The organism is Mesorhizobium sp. USDA 3734, from assembly GCF_056279665.1.
In genome coordinates, this window is sequence record NZ_JBWCCW010000001.1 from 5263007 (window position 1) to 5285290 (window position 22284).

The window sequence follows — 22284 nt, forward strand, 5'->3', positions numbered from 1 at the left end:
CATCCTTCCAGATGTGCTCAGGAACTATCAGCTTGTAGTTGTCAATTGGCCATCGGGTCGGCACCTTACGATTTGCAAAGTCTCGTCGTCGACGGCGGTAATCGAGTCGACGAGATCAAGGCCGCTAGTGTTGTTTTGACGGGCGATTAGCTCGTGGGGCGTGCCTATAGAGCCGCGCAAATAATTGTAGGTAAACGCGGCGTCTCTAGCCGTGGCGGGCTGTCCGTCCGACCACTTCATGCCAGGCCAGATCTTGAATGTCCACGTGACGTTGTCGTCGGCAACGGACCACTCCTTCGCGAATCCCTTCCGGTCGGGGTGGCTCTGGGCGTCCCAACCGACCAGCAAGTCATAGACGAAGATCAACGGCCAAAACGAGGACCAGGTGGCGAACGGATTCAATGTGGGGGGCGATGATTCCGCCCATGCGCACGATGTTATCGTCGCACGACGAGGCGGCAAATGCCGTGGAACTCATAATCCAAGGCGCAGCCGAACCTACCAGCATTGCCTGCACGACCGCACGGCGACTGAGTGGCCACTCGTTCATTCTGTCTTCCTTTGAAGCTACTTCAATGAGGTCGCGTCGAGAAATTGTCATATTCTATTCCCCTTTTTGGTCTCTTTTGCGTAATCGAGGGACTGGCTGACCAATGGCAGGTTCTACGCAATCACAGCCTCTTCCCTTTACTTCACTAGGCTCCCAGCTCGGAGAACCGCTTGCATGTTGCAGCCAGTTCGTCGATCGCGGATTCGTCGTCTTCGCTAGGATTGTCCGCGTCGGCGGAAAGCCCTGCCGCAGCGGTCGTCTGAGAGATTTTCACCAGATTTCTCTGTTCCCCGACGTGCTGGTTGTTAATATCATTCGGATGCAATACCCTCGGCGACGATTGATCCCGACCAACGGGGCGGAATCAAATAGACTGCTTCAATAACAGCTATAGGTCTGCTGAATGCAGGCAGTACTGCGAGCCGTTTTTCTTAGCGCGGGTTGAGGCAACCGGCGGAGGCGCGGAGCCTTCCATCAGCACAGCGTCGGAGCCGGTTGCGGTGATGATCTCGGCATAGGCTGTCGGGGTCTGGTAGCCGAGAGAGGAATGGGGCCTTGCGGTGTTGAAGTCCTCCCGCCATTCGGCGATGGCGCCACGGGCGTGGTCTAGGCCGAAGAGCAGGCTCTCGTTCAGGAGCTCGTCGCGCATTCGATCGTTGAAAGATTCGACATAACCATTATCCGGCATGATGTTCTCGGTGCCAGCGTTTGTTCGGTCGTCAGGTCGGGTAGGCTTGCCGCATCCGGGCCACCGGCACCGGGAGCACGCAAGTGCGGGCAGGCCGTCGTATGCAGATGGACTGAGAGTTCGAGCACATTAGCTGGCCGCCCCTACGACTCGCCCGGATACGCTGCGAGCGCGGATCCGTATTTGTCGTGTTGCGCGCTGGCTCCCTGTTCGTGACCAACGATGGAGGGAACCGTGCGGTATTACGAATGGGACATCCACCGCGTAGCCGCCGAGGTCGTGTCGCTTGACGGCGAGATCGTCAAGCTCGGCCGCGTTCAAATGCTGCGCGACAAGCTTGAGGAGTTTTCGCCAGTAAGGAACTCACCCACGATGATCATGTAGTGATCGAGCCGACCGGCAATGCCGCGGCCGTCGCTGAAGTGCTTTCGCCCTATGTGGATCGCATCGTGATCGCCAATCCCAAGCAGGTGCACATGATCGCCCATGCGAAGGTGAAGACCGATACGATCGACGCCACTGTCCTTGCGAAGCTCTACGCCTCGGGTTTTCTGCCGGAGGTCTGGTCCCAGACCCTGAGACGCTTGCGCTTAGAAGACAGGTCACCAGGCGGACACAACTGGTTCGCCAGCGTTCGCGGTTGAAGAACCTTATCCAGTCAATCCGCCCATGCCGCCTCGACCATCCGCAGGCAATGTTTGCCTCGCCAGCCATTTGCGCGAAAGGCCGAAGACTGTGGAAAAAGCCGCCGAATGAGAAGAGGGGGCTATTCTACAACATCCGTCTGCATCGGCTTGTCTGGCGCGATGTAGTGCCAATCGATCCCGCGATCCTTTGACCATGCGAGGATGGCGTTCGAGATGAACTCGGTGCCATGGTCGGAGAGGATCATGCGCGGCTGCCGCGGTGAGCGATCAGTTCCGTCAGTTCACGGGCAACTCGACGGCCGGCGATCGAGGTGTCCGGGATCGCGGCCAAACATTCGCGCGTCACCTCGTCGACGATGTTGAGCACACGGAAGCCGCAGGCGAACTGGTCATGCACGAAATCCAGCGACCAGCGCGCATTCGGCTTTGCCTCGACCAGGATTGGCGCCCGCGTGCGTCGCGCCCGACGCTTGCGCACCGTCAGTCCTTCCTCGCGGTAAAGACGATAGATACGGTTGATCCCCGATATCTCCCTCTGCCGGCTGAGCAGAATTAACAGCCGTCGATAGCCGAATCGCCGGCGCTCGTTCGCGAGGTCACGCAGGCGACCATGCAGCTCCGCCTCTAGCGCTCGGCGAGACTGGTAGCGGATCATCTTACGATCCGCGCCGACGAAGGAACAGGCCCGACGCTACGCTCCGATAGTCCCATGACGGCCTGCAGATGCGCGACGGCTTCGCGCTTGGCGGCGGGCCCTACCTTTTTTGATAGAAGCTAGCGCAATGCCTAGGCTTCGAGCATCTGGCCTGCGAGCACCTTCTTCAGCTTGGCGTTCTCGTCTTCCAAGGCCTTCAGGCGCTTGGCGTCGGATACGTCAATCCCGCCATGCTTGGCCTTCAGTTATACAGCGGTTCTGCACGAGCATGAAGCGGGTGCGAAGGAGCGCGATCTTGCCCGCAAGCACGGGACCTCCGAGGCGACGCGATGATCTGCTCTTCCGTAAACCGCTTTCTCTTCATCAGTCCGTCCTTCAATCAAGGCTCGGACTCTAATCACCGGTTGGCGAGCGGAGAGCGGCGTCCCTCTAGGCATCGACTACCGTCAGTGTCGTGTCATGAAGGGTAAGGATTTCGCATCCTGTCTCAGTGACCGCCCATGTCTCACTGAATCCTACTCCCGGGGTCCCTGGCATTAGTTCCCCGACTGGTGAATGGAACGTCATGCCAGGTTTCAACTCCAACTCATTACCTTCGCGTATGTAGCAGAGGTCTTCGCACCACGTAGGGGGTGCCCCCGATCCAATTGAATACCCGTATACGGCTGGCTCCGGCCAAACTTCTCTCAAGCTAATGCTCACTTCCCGTGCGACCTCGTGAATGGTTCGTCCCGGTCTAACGGCACCAAACAGGACGTTGAGACCCTCGTTGATTACCTTGGCCTGTTCCCGTGCGACCTCTGAATGGTTCGTCCCGGTCTAACGGCACCAAACAGGACGTTGAGACCCTCGTTGATTACCTTGGCCTGTTTCTCTACTCCCGAAGACGGCTTCCCGATTGCGACGGTATGATAAATCGCACTGGTGTAGCGCTGGTAGGCGGCCCCGAATTCGAGGACCACCGTATCCCCCAGTTGAAGGGGCGTGCGCTTGAAACTCGCATGGACTATGCCACTCCGGTGACCCGCCGCAACGATTGGCTGCGTGCTGAAAAACTCGCTGCCTTCACGGACCATCGTCTCATAGAGCGTGGCGGCAATCTGATTATCAGTGACCCCAAGCTTGATCACGGGCAACGCTGCGTCGAGGCCCTTTTTGGTGATTCTCCCCGCCTGGCGCATGTAGTCCAGCTCAGCTGGTGATTTGATCATTCGGGGCTTCGCAACCACTTCCGAGGCATCGACAAAAGTAGCCCCAGGCAGACCACGTTTCAGGCCTTCATAAAGATCAAGGGTAAGGCCGGGCCTTCTCCGCTCAACGCCAATCCGCCTCCCTTCCAGCTTCCGCTCTTTCAATATGCCCACGAGCTTGTCAGCTTCTCCTCCCTCGGCCCAGCGAACGCCTCGAATGTCTGATACCCAGGAAGTAAGCAAAGCGGGAGCGAACTCCAAGTGGGCCATATGAAGAATTGGCTCCCCCTGGCGAGGTAAGATCATACACATATACCAACACGAACCAAAACTTTGGTAGCCACTCAAATAGCTTAGGTTCGGCGGGTACGTGATAAGAAGGACGTCAAGGTCCTCCTTATCCATGACCTTCCTGACTTCTTCAATGCGATGGCGAAATTCCGCCTCCGGAAAAGCTAGCTCCTTTGAAACTGGACTGCTCGTGCGAATTTTATAAAACTGGTCGTTATCCATTCGAAGTTTCCTTGATCTTCTTTTCAGGTTAATTTCAACCGATTGGGGAATGGCTACCCACGCAGAAACCGCCCAAGTTCAAGCATTTGCGGAACAGTGATCACGTCGCTAAATGCAGAGGTGGCCAGCGGGTGGGACGCGAACAGCGCAATCACCATCTCTGCTCCTGGCGCGATATATAGCCGCTGACCGTGAATGCCCTGAGCTTCGATGGCGCTAAACTCGTCGTGCGGAACCCACCACATGCTGCGGTAGGAATAACCGGGCATGCCCTTGTAGGTGAACTTTGCCCGGTCTCCACCGCGCCGGATGTCGTCTATGACTGACGCTGGAATGATTTGCTTGCCATTGCATTCGCCTTCTTGCCGGATCATCTCGCCGAAACGCCAAGTCTCGCAAACTTGCGTACAATCCCCCGCTGGCAGATGGCATCCCGTAGCCAACATGGTTTGGATTCCTGACGGCGGGCTAGCAGCCATCGTCTTCATTGGAAGTTAACCTGATACCACCTCTTGTTTAAACTACCGTTCTGCGACCATCACCTCTTGCCCGGCACCACCTGCGCAGGTGCGGCGATTTCAGGCGCCGCGGGTTGCTCGCTTTCGCCGACGGTCGGAGATGGTGTGATCGACCAATGGATCAAGTCGATGGCACTCCGAAGTACTGCCTCAGTCCCAGCAGTGGTCGCTGAAGCAGCGATGACATATCCGATGCGGTCTCGCCAATCACCTTTCCTGACGATCGGCTTCTTGGGTTCGGCAAACAGTTTAACCTCGGCGACACCTGGTATAGCAGCCGCCTGATTTTCGCCCTCAATCCAATTGAGGATGCCATCGCGATCAGGAATCAGGGAGCGCGCGGCCGCAGCGTGCGAATGCCTTTTGCACAAATTCCATTCATCGCCGACGACAAGCTTGATATGTTCGGTGATGAGATCGACGCCGTAAGCCAACTTAACCAGTTGAGGAGTGGGCGTAGCAGCAAGACGTGGATTGACTTCAATGACGACTGGGCCATGCTTGGTCCATCGGAGATCAATGTTCGTTGGGCCCCAGCCAAGGCCAAGAGCCCGTAAGCACCCCATCGAAACATCGGCGATACGTCTATGCTCGTCATCCGTCAGCACGGCTGGATATGTGTACTCACGACAGACGAAATGCGGTGGGTGGCCGAAGTCAGCGGCAGCTATTCCAAAAACGTCATTTCCCATTACGTCAACGCTGTAATGAGAGCCTTGTGCGAATTCTTCGACCAGTATCTTTGGCGAAGATTGCGATATGTGCTGCCCCCTCAACAGATAGGTGGCATGTTCGACCAACTCATCGAGGTTGCGGCACAATCGGACGCCGGTGCTGCCAACGCCAACGATTGGCTTTAGAATTACCGGTAGTCCGATCTCCGCGGCGGAGCGTTTTACATCAGCCTCATTCGCTGCCAGGCGAAAAGCAGGGATCGGAACAGCGGCCGCTAGGAGCTGACGTTGAACGGACTTGTCGCAGCATCGTTCAACGGATGCGGGGCTTGGTCCCGGCAAATCGAAATGCCGACAGAGCTTGGCAACCATCACATAGACCGACTCAGCCGGGCTGGGAAAGCCAGTAATACCGGCAATGTCATGAGTTGAACGTATCCGAGAACATTCCTGGATCAGTGCATCGAGATTATCTGTATCGACACGGATTGCCTCAACCCCTTCCGACGCAATGTAGTCATACTGAGCCGGGTTAGCCGACAGGGTAATCGGATGGAGATTAAGACGACGGGCCGCTCGAACGTATAGCAAACCATAACCCGTTTTACTGCCTTCAACCAAGATCAACGCTCTTCTTGCCATCGATTCCTCCGATGTTGCGTTTTGTGCGGCGGTCCGAGCGCAAATCGGCATCAGGCGTTCAGACGACCCGCTACTCAGATTGAAGTGAAGGTACCATCGTCGGCGATTGAGAGGTGCAAAGTTCTGTAAAGTTTATTTTGAGGTTTTGTTGCCGCGGCTAACTTTTTCTCGAAATCCTCAGTAGTGACGGCATTGCAGGGCTCATGCCCGGTGCCTGCCACGCACCGAGCGAAGCAGAGACGTAGACGGGTTCGGGCCAATGCCATATTGGCGGTGATGTCCGGTTGATTTGGCGAAGGCGAGCTTGGGCGTTTTGTTTGGAAATTATGTTGGCTATGTCAGTTTGGCTATGTCAGTCATGACTTTCAATGAGCAATCGCCCTGAGACGATGCAGATAGGTGGCGAGGCTGAGTTTTTCGAGCGAGGCCCTGCGTCGAACAGTATCACTTGCCCAGATTTCCGGCAGATAGAGCTGATAGGCAAGTCGGCAGGCTCGCCTGTTCGGCTGCCGACAGACTGACGCGACCATCGAGTTCGTCCTGTTTGCCGAGTTGCCCGCAAATACTGCCGCGACCCCAGCAACCCTATTGAATGTTTGCCTTTCTTGGAAAGCCGGTGTCGTCGACGATGCAGGCGCGGATCGGACCCCGACCTCAAGGGCGGCAGAACCTGTGCCTTCACGATGCCAAATACGGCATCATCCGACCAATCCACCTTAGCGACAAAGTCACGCAGATACTGGTGCGCCGTCCGGAGACGTAGAATAGGCACTTAACAACCTCCATCCATGTAAGAAGTTCATGCAGAAATGCAGGAACATCAGCGACCATTATTGCGAGCACATGCGCTGGTACGAATAGGTAGGAGCCGCTCAGTCCTGTTCGGTCGGAAATGGTATGATCGACCAATCGATGAAATCGACGGCACGCTGAAGAATCGCCTCAGTCTGCGCGCGGCTGGGTGAAACCGCGATGACATATCCGAGAGGATCGCGGTAATCACCCTTCCTGACGATCGGCGTCTTAGGTTGAACATAGAATTTGACCTCGGCGACGCCTGGAACAGCGGCTGCCAGCTTGTCCCCATCGATCCAGTCGAGAGTGCCGTCGATACCAGGAAGTAGATTCCGCCAAGCCGCAACGTGCGAATGCGTTTTGCGCAAATTCCATTCATTGCCGATGACAAGCTTGAGGTGCTCGGCTATGAGATCGACACCACAAGCCAGCTGAATGTGTTGTGGGCCGCCACCAAGACGCGGATTGACTTCAATGACCAGTGGACCAATATCAGTCCACCTGAGTTCAATGCAGGTTGCCCCCCAGCCAAGGCCGAGAGCGCGCAAACAGCTTACCGAAACATCGACTATACGTTTATGCTCGTCATCGGTCAGAGAGGCTGGAAAGATGCCCTCACGAAAGACGAAATGCGGCGGGCGACCGAAATCAGCGGCCTCAATCCCAAAGATCTCATCTCCCATTATATGAACGATACAATGGCGGCCTTGCGCGAATTCTTCGACTAGCACCCTGGGTGTACACCGCCATGTGTGACTCCCGCCGAACAGATAGGTCGTGTGTTCGGCCAACTCGCCGGCATTGAGGCTCAATCGACGCCGCTGCTGCCGACGCCCACAGCTGGCTTAAGAATTACTGGTAGGCCGATCTCCGTGGCAAAGCTTTCAACCTCCGTAACGGTAGTTGCAAGCGATAGGCCGGTATTGGAACACTAGCCTCGGCGAGGAGCTGACGTTGAGCGAAATTGTCGCAGCATCGTTCAATCGAGGCAGAGTTCGGTCCCGGCAGCCCAAAGTGCCGGCACAGCGTGCCAACCATCGCGTAGACTGTCTCGTCGGCGTTCGTGATACCCGCAATGTCGTAGATCGTATTTAGCCTGAAACATTCGCGGACCAGCGCATCGAAATTATTTGTATCGATCCGGATTGCATCAATCCGTTCCGCCGCACCATAGTCGTACTGGATTGGATTATCCGACAGATTGATTGGAATAAGTCCGAGACGCCTGCCGCTTGGACGAACAGCAGACCGCTGCTCCTTGTACCTTCAAGCATGACAACCGCTTTTTTCATTCGCGTCGATCCCTGTCCTTGTGGTTCGATGGTCTGAGCCGTAAAGTTTTAGCCGTGCCTAACCTCACACTTTGCAGCGAAGATAGCATCATCGCCGATCTGCTTTCGTGAAGATTGTATGAATTGGTTTTGACGATCGAGCTGTGCCAACAGCACTGTTCGTCGGGACTCGCTTGAAGCAAAATCCTGTCTGCGAAAACGGGAGTGGCTGATGCAGCGGTTCGTTCGCCAGGCGCACCTCAAGGCTTCGCCAATGTCTTCTCGGCCGTCCGCAATCTCTTTGTTCCGCCTCACTCGAAACACTCAGCCCTCGCCACGCGTTTGCATCATCTCAGGGCCATTGGAATTGGAAATGCTCGTGACTGACGTAGGCACATGATTTTCAAACAAAATGTCGAAGCTCGCGTTCGCCAAGTAACCTGACATCACGGCCGCCATTTATCGGCGCTCACCGGAGCTTAGTGATTTCGCCAAGCACGGATCTTGCAAATGTACGTGCGGAGGTGTCGAGCGGATCGCTGGACAAGGAGCGGCAGATGCCTGAAAATGTTCCGCAAAGGTGGAGGTAGAGAATGATCCAAGTGCGGCGCCGTTTTGTCTGGGAGATCGACTGGAACCTCCTGAGAACGTTCACGGTCATCGTGCAGGAAGGAAGCCTGACCGCTGCCGGAGATAAACTGTCCCTGTCGCAGCCCACAATCAGCAACGCGCTGCGACGGCTCGAGGAGCATTTGGTCTGCCATCTCATTGACAGAAGCTCGAACTATTTCAAGATCACGCCGGCGGGAGAGACACTCTACGGGGAATGTATGGCAATGTTCGAGATCGTCGCGGGACTGCCGGAACTCATGGAGAAGGATCGAAACCACGTTTCCGGCCACGTCGACATGGCTTTCGCCAGCCATGTCGAATGCCCCTTCCTCGATACTTTCCTTGCCGACTTCCACAAGACCCATTCGCGCATCACATTTTCCACAACGGTTTCCTCCAGCAGGTCTGCCGCTGAAGCCGTGCTTAACAGTGAAGCCGCCCTCGGCATTTTCCTCACGCAGGAGAAGCTCGATGACCTGGAATACACCCCGCTCTATCGCGAGCATTTCGGCTTCTTCTGCGGACCAAACCACCCGCTCTTCCAACGACGGATTTCTGGTTTCGATGAACTGAGGAGGCTCGACTATGTTTCCTTTACTACCGACGAGCTTTCAGGAGCTCTGGCGCCCGTCGCCGCATTGCGCAAGCAAGAGCAGCTAAGTGGGAAAATTGTGGGGCAGTTCACAAATCTCGAAGAGGTGAAACGCCTGATCAAGGCGGGTTTTGGTTTCGGTCCGCTGCCGCTTCACGTCGTCGTTCCAGACGTGGAGGCAGGGCAGCTCTGGCAACTTCCGCCCTACACGAATCCGCCTTCTGTGGAGGTTTATCTCGTGACGAAGCGCACTGCCAAGCGCACCCGCGCCCAATCCACCTTTCTCGAGGCGCTGTCGGCGGCAATCGAAGCCATCCCCCTCGAGAACCGGACATACCCACAATCCATGAGCGGCTTTAAGCATGCCGAAGTGTAGCGTGTCGCAAGATCTATAGCATCTTTGATTGGGGATTCACGCGATAGGTCTCATTCACTGTTCCGGCGATTTGCGAGCAGGTGATACTGACGAGGAGCCTGAGCGCGGACCTTCGTGGACGCGTCATTAGGCCATTGAAGACGGGGGTTCGACGCGGAAGTAACGGCACCTACTATCGCGTGCCGGCGATCCGCGACGGATACTACATGCCAATGCTGGCGACTGCGGATCTGGGTGCGCGCAAATATCGCTTCGCCGGCGCGGCGCAGGATGAACTGGTCAGCCACAAGCGCACCGCCGCCGTCAGGAAGCGGGACGCTTCGCCGAGGAGGTTTCTATCTTCGGCATGGATTCGAACCGGCGAACGATGAGACGAGCTACAGGCTCTATGGCCCGGCATTCGAGGAGTTTTGTCGCAGCGGAAACTAACGCCGCTCTCGAGGCTCAATAGCGCGCTCCAAAAACACAAGGTGATGAGCTACGCGCGAATGAAGAAGCAGGAAGCAATACTTGCGGCCGAGGTTGACCCTGGCTCACGCCGCCGGGGTGGTCGATGCCGGGGAGAACGAGCTCTACGGCCGCAAGCATGCGATGAGATGCCCGATGGGGCGCCAACAAGCGGAAGCGGCTTCAGAAGATCCTTGGGCCAAGAGGTGGAAGCAAGGCGAACGCGTCCAAAATGTTACACCGCCTTCGTGAAAATCATTAAGTTTAACCCGATGGCGGATAGGCGTGCCTGCCGCTCTTGAAGTCTGAGACCATATAGCAGCCTGTATCCACTTGCCGAATGGCGTCCGGTCCGATCATCGCCTTCCCGTGCCCGCCCGGGATGTCGAGTATGTAGCTCGGCTGGCACAGTCCCGAAATCCGGCCTCTCAGGCCTCCGACCAGAGTGCGGCCTTCCTCGATGGTCAGGCGGAAATGGCTCGTGCCGGGGGCGAGATCCGGATGGTGCAAGTAATAGGGCTTCACCCTCGTCTCCACGAAGGCGGTCATGAGTGCCGCGAGCGTGTCGGGATCAGCGTTGACGCCCTTCAACAGCACAGACTGGCTGATCATGACGATGCCCGCATCGACGAGCCGGGCGCAGGCGGCGCGCGCCGCGGGCGTCAACTCGCGCGGATGGTTGGCATGGAGAGCCACATAAGCGACTTTTCCGCTCGCCTTCAGGGCCGCAACCAAAACCTCGTCAATCCGCTCCGGCTCGACCACGGGGACGCGGGTGTGGAAGCGCACGATTTTCACGTGATCGATGCCGGCCAGCCGCTGCATGATTTCCCCGAGGCGGCGGGGCGAGAGCATGAGCGGTTCCCCACCGGTGAGGATCACCTCCCAGATTTCAGGATGGCCGGCGATATAGGCAAAGGCCTCGTTCATGGCCTCGGGCGAGAGGGTGCCGAGCCCCTGCGGACCCACCATCTCTCGACGGAAGCAGAAGCGGCAATAGGCCGGGCAGACATGGGCGGCTTTGAGGAGTACCCGGTCGGGATAGCGGTGGACGATGCCCTCGACCGGACTGTGCGCGAGATCCCCGATGGGATCCTCACGCTCTTCGGATGTCACTTTCAGCTCGGCCGCAGCCGGCACGAACTGACGCGCGATCGGATCGTTCGGATCGTTCCGGTCGATCAGCGCGGCCATGGCGGGGCTGATCGCGATGGCATAGCGCTCGGCCACGGCGTCGATACCAGCAAGGTCTTCAGCCGCGACGAGGCCGGTTTCAACCAGCTCCGCCGGCGTACGGATGGGACGAGCGTTTATCGGCTTAAGTTGATGGTGCTGCCCTGACATGTTGCTTTCTTTCCTTCCTTCGTTTCAGCGACCGCGATATCTCTCTCGCCATGAATGCCAGTCGGCAGTTCCTGCCGCTCAACGAGAGAACTTCAAGAGTCGTGCCAACTGCGCAGAAAGTGCCTCAGAAGAAATGTTCGGCAGCTTATTCAATGGCTTCCATGAGCGTGCGGCAGGACGTCGAGCCGCGCAGCACGTAAACTAACCCACAAAGCCGACAAGGAGGTGTCGGACCCAACGTTTTCCATGGATGGCTGAGTTCTGTTGCAAACTTTTGCATTACCGCTTATCGGGCAAAGCCCTTCAACGCTGCTTATAGTCGCAAACCAACGTTGCTATGTGCTTACAAAGCCCATTGCTGTTTCGGTTGATGGCGGGCAGCGATTTCGGAGGATAATGGGCGCGCATTTCGCGAAATGATGGGCAGCACTTTTGTGGGATCGTAGGCGAGTCAGGTCGAGACTGATGATAGAATTTCTGGCTTGAGGGAGGGGCGAGGTGCCGACGGAAGACTGACCATGTGGAGAATACGGCGTGGTGCCCTGCTGGGCGGGTGAAGCGACGGGCGCTGGCGCGGAGCCTTTCGCATACCGCAGCGCGACAGTCGCGGATTAAGGTGGTGGCGAACGCGGCCGGTGTTTGCCAGGCGATTTGGGAGTGCGGCCGCGCGGTGTTGTAGTCGGAGCGCGATGGAGCGATGGCTACGCACTCCTAAGCCAGCCAAGTAAACAGCGTCTCGTTGAGCAGTTCATCGCACGTAGGCCGGTAAAGCTTTTGATGAAGCCAATATCCGGCATGTTGTTCTCGGTGGCAGCGTTTGTTCGGTCGTCAGGTTTCGTTAAGCTTGGCGCATCCGGGCCACGGGGCACCGGGAGCACGCAAGTGCGGGCAGGCCGTCGTATGCAGATGAACTGACAGTTCGAGCACATCATCTGGCCCGCCGCTTCAGCGATCCACAGAGGCTTGTCGCCTATCTTGGCTTCAATCCCAGCGTGCGGCAGTCCGGCGAGGGGCCAGCCTATTACGGGCGCATAACGAAGCAGGGCCGAGGGCACGCATGGGGAATGCTGGTCCAGGCGGCATGGGCGGCTGCCGCTAACCGGGTCCTCTGCGCGCCTTCTACAAGCGGATCGCCTCGCGTCGGGGGAAGCATATCGCGGCCGTCGCCACCGCGCGCAAGCTTGCGATGATCATCTGGCGCATGCTGAGCAAAAATGCCGACTACATCTGGGCCCGGCCGGTCTTACTCGCCGCAAGTACAGATCGGTCGAGCTGCGTGCCGGCCTCCCTACGGGCCATGCTAATGCTAGGCGCGGCCCCGCCTTCGACTACAACATCCCGGCCAAGCAAGCCGAAGAACGATCCCGAATGGAGAAGGCGGAAGCTGCATACACAGCAGCGACTTCCCATGGCGAAGGCTGTGGAAAAAGCAGCCGAATGAGACGAAGAGGCTATTCTACAATGCCGCGGTTCTGATCAGCCTAGGAGAGAATGGCGTTCGAGGTGAACTCGATGCCATTGTTGCTGACGATCATCCTCGGCCGGCCGCGCTCGGTGATGAGCCGGACCAATTCGTGGGGCGACCCACATGCCGTGAGAGACGTATCAAACGATGAGTGCCAGGCACTCTCTCGTGCAGTCGTCGACGACGGCCAGGATGCGGAAGCGGCTCCCGTCGGTGAGCTGGTCCGATACGAAGTCGAGCGACCAGCTCTCGTCGGGTCTCAGCGGCACCAGCATCGGCGCCCCGGTCCCGATCGCCCGCCTACGGCCGCCACGGCGGCGAACGGCAAGCTTCTCCTCCCGAAAGAGCCGGAACAGCTTCTTGTGATTCACGACCAGGCCCTCCCGCCTCAGCATCACAAGAAGACGCCGGTAGCCGAACCGGCGACGCTCCTGCGCGATCGCCTACATCTGCTCGCGAAGCTGGCGGTCGTCCGGCCTGCTGGTCTCGTAGTAAATCGTCATGCGGCAACAGCCGATGGCTTTACACGCCCGCCGTTCGCTCATCCCGAAGCTTTCCTTCAGGCGAGCGACAGCTTTCCGCTTGGCCGCGGGCGTCACCATTTCGTTCCCTCAAGTCCTTCAACGCGGCATTGTCGAGCATGGCGTCGGGCAGAAGCCGCTTGAGCCGCGTGTTCTCGTCCTCCAGCGCCGTCAGTCGCCGAGCATCGGAGACATCCATCCCGCCGAAGCGGGCCATCCAGTTGTAAATCGAGGCGTGGCTGATCCCGTGCTTGCGGCACAGATCGGCAACCGACACCCCGGCCTCATGCTTCTTCAAAATTCCGATGATCTACTTCTGTATTCGGTGTCCTCCAGTCAAGGCGTGACGATTGATGCAGGTTCTTTGCTTCTGTTCGCGGTCGGCACGCAGCCGCCGGTGTCTGTGGGTCCGATCGGTTCAAAGCTCTTCGGCGTGCTCGGGAACCGGCAACGACAGATCATGCGAACTCGTCCGGACCGCGCCCTGCATCGAGCGTCGCTAATCCGTGGACGGCTCAGCCTAAGCTGCCGACCAACGGAAATCCCTGTTCGTCAATTACTGCCATTCGTTTGGCCAGGCCGACCTTCGCGCATCGGGCAGCCTCTCGATTGGCAATCTTCATTGCCCCAGCCTTCATGCTCGTCCATCGGGTCGTCGGGCGCAGGATGACGTTGGCCGCCTGGGACAAGGCCGTTCGCGTCTCACTGTCACCCACTTTGGTGATGCGACCGACCCTGTCGACTTCAGACTGGTATCTTCGCGATGTGAGGCCGAGATACGCACCGACCGACCTAGATCGGCGGAAGCAGTGCTGTGGCAGGGGAAGGTGGTCGGTGACCCGGATGCTGTGACGGCTGCACTTCGGTGATGGCGGGACGATCTAGTTCGCGTTGGCTTGGAAGCCGGTGCGACATCGGAGTGGATCGCGGAGACTTTGTCGACGAGGGATTCCCTGTCGTGTGTCTCGAGAGTCGACATGTCAAAGCGGCTCTGGGCGCGATGACGTTGAAGACGGACCGGAATGACGCGAAGGGATTTGCACAGATTGTGCCCAAAAGGCAGTTCATCTGAAGTCCGCTGCCGGCCAGAGGCTGCGCACGCTCACCGCGCGCGGAAGGCTGCCGTCAAGGCGTGGCCACTGCCAACGAGCACGTCATCCGAGGCTTGTTGCGCCGCTTAGGATCATCGATCGTTGCCCTGTAGGTGAGCGCGGTAGGGTCCTATGCCAGGCATGGTCATGAGGCGACGGCAGATGGGATCCACTCGAACGCTCTCAGGACGAGCCGGTGCAGATCCGCCAGGTTCTCGCGCAGACACCTGTGCATCTGCAGGAGCGGTTCAAAGATACCCAGCAACAGCCGATCCGCTCCGACCAGCTGTCGAACCCTTGCCTCGAACCGAACGCGCGTGACGGCGCCAATCTTTAGCCCCAGCGGACGCCGCCCGACCTTTATTTTGCCGTCGGCATCTTCGGTGCCATCCAGCACCTTGCCGGCATGAAGGATTCGAAGGTGATCGTCGCCATCAACAAGGACGAGGAGACGCGATCTTCCAGGGTCGCCGACTGTGGCCTCGTCGCCGATCTCTTCGAAGCGCTGCTGGAATTGTGCCGGTCAATTTGAGAGCGCGTGACGCGCGCTCCGTTGAGGAGCCCGTCAAACAGTATTTCTGAGCATCGTCCCTGAGAGTACGCCGCTCAGGATTTGGAGCAGACGGCGCCTGGGCCGTCTGCTCTGATTGAATAGAACTTGAGAAAGAGGAGAAGTATGGACCTTGCCCCTCTGCTCTAATCCGGTTTGAAGCTCGTGCTGGCCCATCGAGAGAACCAGGACATGAAACATAGCCGCTTCTCTGAAGGATGGGGTATTCGGTTCAGCTCGCTGAACGCGTGGCCCCTTTTCGGATTATGACGGCATAAACGCTCATGCCGATCTCCTCTTGCAGGTTCGGCTCTGAGCATCAGACGAACGCAGGTCAGCTCTGGACGGTCTCAGAGAGCTTGTTCTCGACAAAGCTCGACAGGCCGGGATTGGCCGCCGCCTGAACCGTCTCGACCGGCGCGGAACCGCCCTCGAGTGCTGCCTGGAAGGAAGCAGTGCGCACCGTGATGACCTTCTTGGCGTCACCCGACTCCACCGTCTGGATGGCGTTGCCGGCATAGATTTGAAGGTGTCGGGCGACACGACTTCGATAATTTCCAATAGCTGGGCGACATCGAGCAGGGCTGCCACGCGGGGCGCGACGTTCTTGCCCGATGATGTCGCCGGCGCGACGATCGTCTCCGAACCGATCTGTAGCGTCGCCGAAAACGCCTTGGCAGTCTGGTCGAAAGGCGCCGCGTTGTCTTGTTCGGCATCAGAAGCATTGTCATTTTTGTCCCTTCCTGGCCTTACAGCACGCTGGCTTCGTTTTTTTCAGCTTGTTTACCAGTTCGGCGACCCTCTTGACCTTGACGCCCGCCTTGCGGCCGCCCGGCTCCTCGGTCTTGATCACCTTCAGCCGCGGCTTGACGTCGGCGCCGTAGTCGGCCGGGCTCTTCTCGTCTAGAGCACGTCCTGTTTAATCCGGTTCATATCCTGCGGCTTTGAAGTAGTTGGCACATTCGGCTGGGGTGAAGAGGTCGACCACCGCGCCGACCGAGTCCCACAGAGCCTTGATAGTTCTCTCGGCCTTTGCTCGCAGCAGCGCCTTGAGTTTGGCGAAGGCGTTCTCAATCGGATTGAAGTCGGGACTGTAGGGCGGCAGGTAGAGCAGGCTCGCGCCTGCGGCCTCAATCGCGTCGCGCACGCCGGCGGTCTTGTGAGCGGGCAGGTTGTCCATGACAACTACGTCGCCCTCCGCCAATGTCGGGACCAGCACCTGCTCGACATAGGCCAGGAACACGTTGCCGTTCATAGCGCCGTCGTAGACGAAGGGCGCAGTCATGCCCGTCAGCCGCAGCGCTCCGGTGAAGGTCGTGGTCTTCCAGTGGCCATGCGGCACGCCGGCCCGGCAGCGCTCGCCGCGCGGCGCTCTTCCACGCAGGCGGGCCATCTTTGTGGAGAGGCCGGTCTCGTCGATGAACACGAGCTTCGCCGGATCAAGATCGAGCTGGCCGTCGAACCAGTCCCGGCGCCGCTTCAGCACGTCGGGGCGATTCTGCTCCAATGCGTGCGCGGACTTTTTTTGAATGTCCAGCCGTGGCCGCGAAAGCCAGGCGCTCAAGGCACTGCGGCTGATCCGCACCGACTGCTCGGCGACGAGTCGCTCCACCATCTCGTTCAGCGTGATGTCCTTGCGTTCCTCGATCAGCCCGACGATGAAGGCTTCATGCGCATCGAGGCTGGAGGCGCGGCGGCGGCCCTGCGGGCGTGGCGCCAGTTCGCCGATCTTCGCCCGCGCAACCCAGCGGATCGCGCTGGACACTCCCACGCCGAACCGCGCCGCCGCTTGCCGCGCCGACATGCCCTCGCCCGAAGCCTTCAAAACCCGCGATCGAAGATCCCCGCTCAATGCTCTTCCCATCGTCCACCTCCATCGAGGTGGATGTTGAATCAGCACAAAACGCAGCTGTCACATCACAATCGATTCATCGATCACAGGACGTGCTCTAGCGGCTTCTTCTTGGCCTTCATGATGTTGGGCAGCGACGCGTAGCGTGGCTGGTTCAGCCGCAGATCCACTGTCACGATGCCGGCATCTTCAGTTCAGCGTCTGCAGGCCGCCATCGACCTCGCGCGTTACCGTGGCCTTGTTACCGTCGAGCACGATCTTGGAGGCGAAGGTGCCCTGCGCCCAGCCGAGAAGTGCCGCCAGCCTATGGCCGGTCTGGTTGGAGTCGTCGTCGATCGCCTGCTTGCCTAGAATGACGAGACCGGGCTTTTCCGCCTCGACCACGCGCTTCAGCACCTTGGCGGCGCCCAGCGGCTCAGTCTGCTCATCGGTCTTGACCGGGTGGCGCAATCGGTGCCCGTGGCGAGCGCGTTGCGCAAGGTCTCCTGTGCCTGCTGCGGCACGAGCCGGCCTGCCCAGCCTTCCGAATACTCTAGCGATAGCACTAATACCGTGCCCATCTGGTGCTGGCCCAACCACGTAACGTAGCCGACTTAAGCATCGTCGGACCAAATTGGGGCGTGAACTCGCACGGCACCCAGCGTAGGCTCGGTGGTTTGAAAAGCAACAATCCTGGCGAACTGAGTGTCTGAATCAGCCTCCCCAAGTACAACAGGGAGATACGCGTTCACATCCCGCCCCATCGGGCGACCCCGTGGCGGTTAGGGGTGGAGACCTAATAACTCGCCGGTTCTTTTAGGCATCAGCTAGATTAGCTAAGCTAGGTTCCGCTCCCTTTGCTGAGCACTAATTTCAGCACAAAATCTCTGGGCGCGGATTATCCCGTTCGCGGTTGTCTTGCCGCTTCGTGTCTGATGACATGTTCTTGAGTCAGCCTAAGCAACCACAGTCTTCAAAATCACAAAAACTGTCAAATCGCGCGCCAACCAGCTTGAACGTGGTTTCATCGGTGGAAGGAATGAAACCGTGGCGCTGATAGAACTTTACGGCACCGTCGTTTCCGTCGTCGACGGTAAGTCGCATGTGCGTGCTGCTCCCTTCGCGCGCAATGCGCGCGACCTGACGGAGAAGTCGCGCGCCAATCCGCTCGCCTCGGTACTGCTCATCGACGAAGAGGTCCTGGATATACAATCCAGGACGACCAATCCACGTGGAGTAGTAGGGAAAGAACAGGCACATTCCGACAGTTTTTCCCTGAATCTCAGCAAACAGAACTTTGAAGTGCGGATTTGGACCGAACCCGAAACTCTCCAAATCTTGCAGGGTTGTTTGAAAGCGCGCCGTGAGGCCTAACGAATCAGCAAGCCGTTGCAGGATGCCATGAATAGCTCCGCAATCTTCCTTGCATGCAAATCGATATGTAAGGTTTGCGTTCTCAATTGCCATGGCGGAAACTCTTCATGACGAGATCGGTAGGTTCAACTCACGCGCCAATCGGAGGAGCATCGCACCAAGCATACCAACGATCTCATCGACTTGTTCTTTCGTGGTGATCATAGGTGGGCATACTAGAATGTGGTCGCCATCAACTCCCCCACGTGTCCGGCGCGAATAGATGATCAGCCCTAGGTCATAGGCGATATCGACCGCCCTTTGATATGCGTTCAACTCCTTAGGCAGGGGCGCCATCGTTTCGCGATCGGAGACAAACTCAGCGGCGAGCAGAAAGCCAAGCCCTCGCACATCACCAATGAAAGGAAATCGCTCCGCTAACCGTTCCAGTTCAGCCTTCAGCTGGCCGCCGACAGTGGCAGTATTTTCGACAAGTGCTTCCTGCTCAATTTCGTTGAGGACGGCAAGCCCCGCCGCGCATGCCAAAGGATTTCCGGCATAGGTGAACCCGTGTTGAAAGCCCCCAGACGCCTGTACCGCATCAACGATCTGGTTGCTGGCAACCATTGCGCCCAGCGGCATGTAGCCGGAACCGAAACCCTTTGAGAGCGCGATCAAGTCCGGGACGCATCCCCAGTGATCTCCACCGAGAAATCGACCAGTGCGCCCGACGCCGGACATCACTTCGTCATGGATCAACAAAACGCCGTACTTGGTACAGATATCGCGGACGCGCGAATAGTAGGCGTCCGGCGCGACGAGGGCGCCCGTGGATGCCCCACCGATCGGTTCCATTACGAAACCCAGCACTGTTTCAGTGCCTTCGGAAAGAATTTTCTCCTCCAGCATGTCGGCGTACCGTTCGCCGCGCTGTTCCATGGAGAGATTGTCACGGTCAAGATATGCAGTCGGCGCAGCTATCTTCGGCATCTCCTGGAGCATAGGAGCGAAAGGCTTTGTGAGGGCATCGTACCCAGTGACTGCCAACGATCCGAAGGTAGCTCCATGATACGAGGGAAACCGCGAGATAATTTTGTAGCGGGTGGTCTGACCGATCGCTAGCGTGTATTGGCGGGCCATTTTGAAGCAGGTCTCGATCGCCTCTGATCCGCCCGAAACGAAAAAGAGCTTCTTTAGGTCGCCAGGCATATGCCCTGAAGTACGTCGTGCTAGCTCCTCCGCCGGCTCGTTCTCGAAATGCAGACGGTAGGCGAAGGTCGCCCTTTCCATCTGGTCCCGCATGGCATCAAGAACACGCTTGTTACCGTGGCCGATGTTCATAACCATCGCACCACTTGAACCGTCTATGTAGCGCTTCCGGTTTTGATCCCAGATGTAAATCCCCTCCGCTCGCTCAACGAGCGGTCGTCGCGGTTTTGACTGATAAAAGAGATGAGACGGGCTGGTTTGCAAAGCATGACCGAACATGGGGGAACCTGCATTTGGTCTGAAATCGACTGCGACAGCAATTCGCAACTCCAACTCCGTGGAAATTGTTGTCCAATGGCCTAGATCGCGATGACCATTCTCCCCAACCGAGCCGTATGAAGCAAATAGATAGAATATATACGGCCCATTAATTGGGGGAATGAGCGACTGCATGAAACGGTCGACAAGACGTCCACCCTCGGGGCGCTCGATCAAACCTGAAATGTACCCTAGCGAGTGACCCGAGCCCTGTAAACTGCATTGGCACCCCAGGTTTTCGCATATTCCATTCATTTAACCCTAAGCCACTCTCCGAGTTCGAATAGTTTTGGCGGACGCTTCTGCGTGAAAACATCGCCCATTGCGGCAATTCCTGCCGCCATTGTCATAACGTTGTTGTTGAAGGTCCCGGGCATCTTGCTTGCAAAAAGATGCATAATCTCACCCTTTCCGCCGGATGCGCCAAAATGCATCCCGCCGCCCACATGTTGCCGAGCGCAGTTAGATCGGGATCAATACCAAGGCGGACTTGTTGCCCACCGCCGACATGTCTAGCGCAACGATCGGGATCGATCCCGTGCTGGAAAGTGGAATTCACTGCAATGGTAGCCGCCGCTAAAAGACCATTATCTTCGCCCGCATGGTCGCAACGCGCGCTGAATTTATGGGCATCATATTAACTTCGCTCCCAATGTTACAGACATGATCAGTAACCTCTCCACCAGAGCAAGAGAGAGCCTGTAAGGGCGGCCGCTATGATTGACCGGCGCAAACATATTGGTGTCGAGCAGGTCGGAAATGGCGACATCTTGCTCACACTTGCGATCTGACTCCGTCGGACTGCCGAAAGACTCATCCAGCGATACTGCGGTCACGCGAAAATCACTTGAGGCTGCACACCCTCCTTTTAGTGCGTCGGCAACACCAACTTCCTTCCGCCAGGATGTGGCTCCCCCCGAAACTAGTCCGGCGACAGCCACGCGCCTGGGAGGCTAGGAGTCTGACCTCTGTAATAAGACCTGCCGAGGCGATCGGTGGCGGCAAGCGTTTTGGCGTGGACGCTGGATTGGCTCCGCTCGGGCCGCAGTTGTGTGACAATGGTTGCTCCGTTCAGGCTGGTTTCATCGATCTTTGCGCCCCTGCCAGCTTGAGGATGTTGTGGACGGTAATAGCATCGCCCACTCGGCGGCAACCTTGTTCAGCCCCCGCATCAGGAACTGGTGGAAGCCGCGGGCGTGCTTTATCTGGCCGAAGACGGGTTCGATGGTCTGTTTGCGCAAGCGATAGGGGTTTCCGAATCCGTCCGGCGCAAGCGCTCGCGGATCTGCTCGCCCTCCGCTCCCTCGGCTTTGCCGCCGTCGCTGGCCGCCTCGCCATGCTTCTGACGGCCCGTTGCGATGAAGGCCTCGATCTGGCGGTCCTCCGTGGAGCTACGCCGAACGCTTAGCGACCTCCCCGCCGCGCTCGCCAGGTCGACCAACGCCCGCTTCTCGGTGCAACTCCACAGCCTTCGTTGCCGCACGCGCCCCGGGCACCGTTGCAAGATCTTCGGCCGCCGCGCCGCCGCTTAGCTCGGCGACCAGATCGCCCCTTGCATGTTCCAATGTCATGGCCCAAACTCCATGTTCATCGGCTTATTGCAAGGTGCCTGGGCGCATCGCTTACTCCACAAGACGGTGCTGGACGAGTTTCTACCGGGTCGCCTTCCTTCCTTGTCACGGCCCCGCTGGCGAAGGAGAAAATGATCGCTGCCTGATCCTATCGGACAGGCAAAACCGACCATTCTCAGACGCCAACTGTCTGATCAAGTGCAAACTTCTACAGATTATATCCGTGACGACCGGCCCTTCGGCGGTCGTGCACCGCCCGCCGCGCTCAACAGCTGCCGCGACCGGCATTGTCCCCGCTGCCAATCACTGGCCCGCGCGCAATGGCCGGAGCGGGTTAGTCCAAACCTGCTTATGCCGCGCGCGGCATAAGCAGGTTTGGATCAGCGAGGCGATGACTGCCCAGTGTTCGGCGCCGCCGTCAGAGCCTGCGAAGAGCGCGTTCTTGCGGTTGAGCGCCATCTCGGGGTCATTCTGCCCATGTTGGGCAGGAGCTCGAGGTCCATTACCGTTGGCACCCGTATTTCGGACGTCGGCTTCGCTGCGAGAACAGCGAAGAGCGCGCCGACGGCCGGATCATTCATGTCGTCGTCGCGCCCGGTCATGTCATTACCGCTCCGGCCTGGATGATCGATCCCGTGGCTTGCGCGGCGATGGACCTGGGCCCCCCGCGCGTATCGCTTGCCGCGCTGCTTGAGCTTAACAAGCTCTTGATCGAACGCCGTTTCCGGCGAGGCTCTCCGGATGGTTTCACCCATCGCGGAGGCGCATCATGAGAACCCTGCCACCCCCGACACGATCTCTCGTGGTCGTTCGCCAACTCAGCTTGCCGCTCGACTCGCAGAAGCTGAACGGGCTGAGTTC

Annotated in this window: 15 protein-coding genes and 15 pseudogenes; 8 read left to right on the plus strand and 22 right to left on the minus strand. The window is 58.2% G+C overall.

The genetic code is table 11. From position 1 onward, the window contains the following. Positions 1-27: 27 nt before the first annotated feature. The 3 genes and pseudogenes from ACZ89F_RS25230 to ACZ89F_RS25240 all read right to left on the minus strand — a co-directional run. A complete protein-coding gene (locus ACZ89F_RS25230; protein WP_476094722.1) occupies positions 28-402 on the minus strand; it encodes an ABC transporter substrate-binding protein in 375 nt (124 codons plus the stop codon). After that, a complete protein-coding gene (locus ACZ89F_RS25235) occupies positions 350-550 on the minus strand; it encodes a hypothetical protein (RefSeq protein ID WP_476097485.1) in 201 nt (66 codons plus the stop codon). Before ACZ89F_RS25235 ends, ACZ89F_RS25230 begins: the two co-directional genes overlap by 53 nt. A gap of 388 nt (positions 551-938) precedes the next feature. Next, a pseudogene (locus ACZ89F_RS25240) lies at positions 939-1229 on the minus strand (integrase core domain-containing protein); the annotation flags it as partial. A 243-nt stretch (positions 1230-1472) separates the two neighbouring features. On the opposite strand from ACZ89F_RS25240, the pseudogene ACZ89F_RS25245 reads away from it, so the two are divergent. Further along, a pseudogene (locus tag ACZ89F_RS25245) lies at positions 1473-1926 on the plus strand (IS110 family transposase); the annotation flags it as partial. A gap of 81 nt (positions 1927-2007) precedes the next feature. On the opposite strand, the pseudogene ACZ89F_RS25250 reads toward ACZ89F_RS25245, so the two are convergent. From ACZ89F_RS25250 to ACZ89F_RS25275, 6 genes and pseudogenes are all read right to left on the minus strand, one after another. Next, a pseudogene (locus ACZ89F_RS25250) lies at positions 2008-2904 on the minus strand (DDE-type integrase/transposase/recombinase); the annotation flags it as partial. Positions 2905-2969: 65 nt separating this feature from the next. Beyond that, complete coding sequence (locus ACZ89F_RS25255) at positions 2970-3242, minus strand: hypothetical protein (RefSeq protein WP_476094724.1); 273 nt, start codon at positions 3240-3242, stop codon at positions 2970-2972. A gap of 71 nt (positions 3243-3313) precedes the next feature. Further along, positions 3314-4243 carry a M24 family metallopeptidase gene (locus ACZ89F_RS25260; RefSeq protein ID WP_476094725.1) on the minus strand — a complete coding sequence of 310 codons (930 nt, stop codon included), beginning with the start codon at positions 4241-4243 and terminating at the stop codon, positions 3314-3316. A 53-nt stretch (positions 4244-4296) separates the two neighbouring features. After that, positions 4297-4731 (minus strand): hypothetical protein, encoded by a 435-nt coding sequence (locus ACZ89F_RS25265; protein ID WP_476094727.1) that lies wholly within the window; start codon positions 4729-4731, stop codon positions 4297-4299. Positions 4732-4781: 50 nt separating this feature from the next. Then, on the minus strand, positions 4782-6077 hold the full coding sequence (locus tag ACZ89F_RS25270; RefSeq protein ID WP_476094729.1) for an ATP-grasp domain-containing protein: 1296 nt from the start codon (positions 6075-6077) through the stop codon (positions 4782-4784). An 872-nt stretch (positions 6078-6949) separates the two neighbouring features. Beyond that, positions 6950-8164 (minus strand): annotated as a pseudogene (locus ACZ89F_RS25275) (ATP-grasp domain-containing protein). 190 nt (positions 8165-8354) lie between these two features. Between ACZ89F_RS25275 and ACZ89F_RS25280 the strand changes: the two are divergent. From ACZ89F_RS25280 to ACZ89F_RS25290, 3 genes and pseudogenes are all read left to right on the plus strand, one after another. Next, positions 8355-8530 (plus strand): annotated as a pseudogene (locus tag ACZ89F_RS25280) (IS6 family transposase); the annotation flags it as partial. Between the two features lie 206 nt (positions 8531-8736). Then, positions 8737-9723 (plus strand): LysR family transcriptional regulator, encoded by a 987-nt coding sequence (locus tag ACZ89F_RS25285; RefSeq protein ID WP_476094731.1) that lies wholly within the window; start codon positions 8737-8739, stop codon positions 9721-9723. Positions 9724-10056: 333 nt separating this feature from the next. Then, positions 10057-10152: pseudogene (locus tag ACZ89F_RS25290) on the plus strand (GNAT family N-acetyltransferase); the annotation flags it as partial. 282 nt (positions 10153-10434) lie between these two features. Here ACZ89F_RS25290 and ACZ89F_RS25295 read toward each other — a convergent pair. Both ACZ89F_RS25295 and ACZ89F_RS25300 read right to left on the minus strand, forming a co-directional pair. Beyond that, positions 10435-11514 carry a lysine-2,3-aminomutase-like protein gene (locus ACZ89F_RS25295; RefSeq protein ID WP_476094732.1) on the minus strand — a complete coding sequence of 360 codons (1080 nt, stop codon included), beginning with the start codon at positions 11512-11514 and terminating at the stop codon, positions 10435-10437. Between the two features lie 554 nt (positions 11515-12068). After that, positions 12069-12296, minus strand: a pseudogene (locus ACZ89F_RS25300) (integrase core domain-containing protein); the annotation flags it as partial. A 150-nt stretch (positions 12297-12446) separates the two neighbouring features. On the opposite strand from ACZ89F_RS25300, the gene ACZ89F_RS25305 reads away from it, so the two are divergent. Further along, positions 12447-12704 carry a transposase gene (locus ACZ89F_RS25305; RefSeq protein ID WP_476097373.1) on the plus strand — a complete coding sequence of 86 codons (258 nt, stop codon included), beginning with the start codon at positions 12447-12449 and terminating at the stop codon, positions 12702-12704. 294 nt (positions 12705-12998) lie between these two features. Here the strand turns inward: ACZ89F_RS25305 and ACZ89F_RS25310 are convergent. Further along, positions 12999-13810 (minus strand): annotated as a pseudogene (locus ACZ89F_RS25310) (IS3 family transposase); the annotation flags it as partial. Positions 13811-14015: 205 nt separating this feature from the next. Then, positions 14016-14321, minus strand: a pseudogene (locus tag ACZ89F_RS25315) (transposase); the annotation flags it as partial. A 466-nt stretch (positions 14322-14787) separates the two neighbouring features. Here ACZ89F_RS25315 and ACZ89F_RS25320 point away from each other — a divergent pair. Both ACZ89F_RS25320 and ACZ89F_RS25325 read left to right on the plus strand, forming a co-directional pair. Next, entirely contained in the window at positions 14788-14928 is a 141-nt protein-coding gene (locus ACZ89F_RS25320) for a hypothetical protein (RefSeq protein ID WP_476094734.1), read from the plus strand. 15 nt (positions 14929-14943) lie between these two features. Continuing rightward, a pseudogene (locus ACZ89F_RS25325) lies at positions 14944-15123 on the plus strand (electron transfer flavoprotein subunit alpha/FixB family protein); the annotation flags it as partial. A 311-nt stretch (positions 15124-15434) separates the two neighbouring features. Here ACZ89F_RS25325 and ACZ89F_RS25330 read toward each other — a convergent pair. From ACZ89F_RS25330 to ACZ89F_RS25370, 9 genes and pseudogenes are all read right to left on the minus strand, one after another. Further along, positions 15435-15855, minus strand: a pseudogene (locus tag ACZ89F_RS25330) (adenine nucleotide alpha hydrolase family protein); the annotation flags it as partial. A 13-nt stretch (positions 15856-15868) separates the two neighbouring features. Further along, a pseudogene (locus ACZ89F_RS25335) lies at positions 15869-16054 on the minus strand (hypothetical protein); the annotation flags it as partial. A gap of 6 nt (positions 16055-16060) precedes the next feature. Then, positions 16061-17005: an IS630 family transposase gene (locus ACZ89F_RS25340; protein ID WP_476097374.1), complete on the minus strand. Its 945-nt coding sequence runs from the start codon at positions 17003-17005 to the stop codon at positions 16061-16063. A gap of 83 nt (positions 17006-17088) precedes the next feature. Beyond that, positions 17089-17493 (minus strand): annotated as a pseudogene (locus ACZ89F_RS25345) (adenine nucleotide alpha hydrolase family protein); the annotation flags it as partial. Between the two features lie 430 nt (positions 17494-17923). After that, positions 17924-18439, minus strand: coding sequence for an N-acetyltransferase family protein (locus tag ACZ89F_RS25350; protein WP_476094736.1), 516 nt, complete (start codon positions 18437-18439; stop codon positions 17924-17926). Between the two features lie 12 nt (positions 18440-18451). Continuing rightward, positions 18452-19813, minus strand: a complete 1362-nt coding sequence (locus ACZ89F_RS25355; protein WP_476097375.1) for an aminotransferase family protein — start codon at positions 19811-19813, stop codon at positions 18452-18454. A gap of 290 nt (positions 19814-20103) precedes the next feature. Beyond that, entirely contained in the window at positions 20104-20286 is a 183-nt protein-coding gene (locus tag ACZ89F_RS25360; RefSeq protein ID WP_476094737.1) for a hypothetical protein, read from the minus strand. Between the two features lie 198 nt (positions 20287-20484). Next, complete coding sequence (locus ACZ89F_RS25365) at positions 20485-20688, minus strand: UPF0262 family protein (RefSeq protein WP_476094738.1); 204 nt, start codon at positions 20686-20688, stop codon at positions 20485-20487. Between the two features lie 235 nt (positions 20689-20923). After that, positions 20924-21099: pseudogene (locus ACZ89F_RS25370) on the minus strand (transposase); the annotation flags it as partial. A gap of 585 nt (positions 21100-21684) precedes the next feature. On the opposite strand from ACZ89F_RS25370, the pseudogene ACZ89F_RS25375 reads away from it, so the two are divergent. Continuing rightward, positions 21685-21774 (plus strand): annotated as a pseudogene (locus ACZ89F_RS25375) (transposase zinc-binding domain-containing protein); the annotation flags it as partial. Positions 21775-22284: the final 510 nt, after the last annotated feature.

Bases quoted from the DNA above. Each gene is read 5' to 3' on its own strand.
- ACZ89F_RS25265 (WP_476094727.1), bottom strand. From the start codon at position 4,731: ATGAAGACGATGGCTGCTAGCCCGCCGTCAGGAATCCAAACCATGTTG.
- ACZ89F_RS25350 (WP_476094736.1), bottom strand. From the start codon at position 18,439: ATGGCAATTGAGAACGCAAACCTTACATATCGATTTGCATGCAAGGAA.
- ACZ89F_RS25340 (WP_476097374.1), bottom strand. From the start codon at position 17,005: ATGGGAAGAGCATTGAGCGGGGATCTTCGATCGCGGGTTTTGAAGGCT.
- ACZ89F_RS25295 (WP_476094732.1), bottom strand. From the start codon at position 11,514: ATGTCAGGGCAGCACCATCAACTTAAGCCGATAAACGCTCGTCCCATC.
- ACZ89F_RS25270 (WP_476094729.1), bottom strand. From the start codon at position 6,077: ATGGCAAGAAGAGCGTTGATCTTGGTTGAAGGCAGTAAAACGGGTTAT.
- ACZ89F_RS25355 (WP_476097375.1), bottom strand. From the start codon at position 19,813: ATGTTCGGTCATGCTTTGCAAACCAGCCCGTCTCATCTCTTTTATCAG.
- ACZ89F_RS25360 (WP_476094737.1), bottom strand. From the start codon at position 20,286: ATGCATTTTGGCGCATCCGGCGGAAAGGGTGAGATTATGCATCTTTTT.
- ACZ89F_RS25235 (WP_476097485.1), bottom strand. From the start codon at position 550: ATGAACGAGTGGCCACTCAGTCGCCGTGCGGTCGTGCAGGCAATGCTG.
- ACZ89F_RS25285 (WP_476094731.1), top strand. From the start codon at position 8,737: ATGATCCAAGTGCGGCGCCGTTTTGTCTGGGAGATCGACTGGAACCTC.
- ACZ89F_RS25260 (WP_476094725.1), bottom strand. From the start codon at position 4,243: ATGGATAACGACCAGTTTTATAAAATTCGCACGAGCAGTCCAGTTTCA.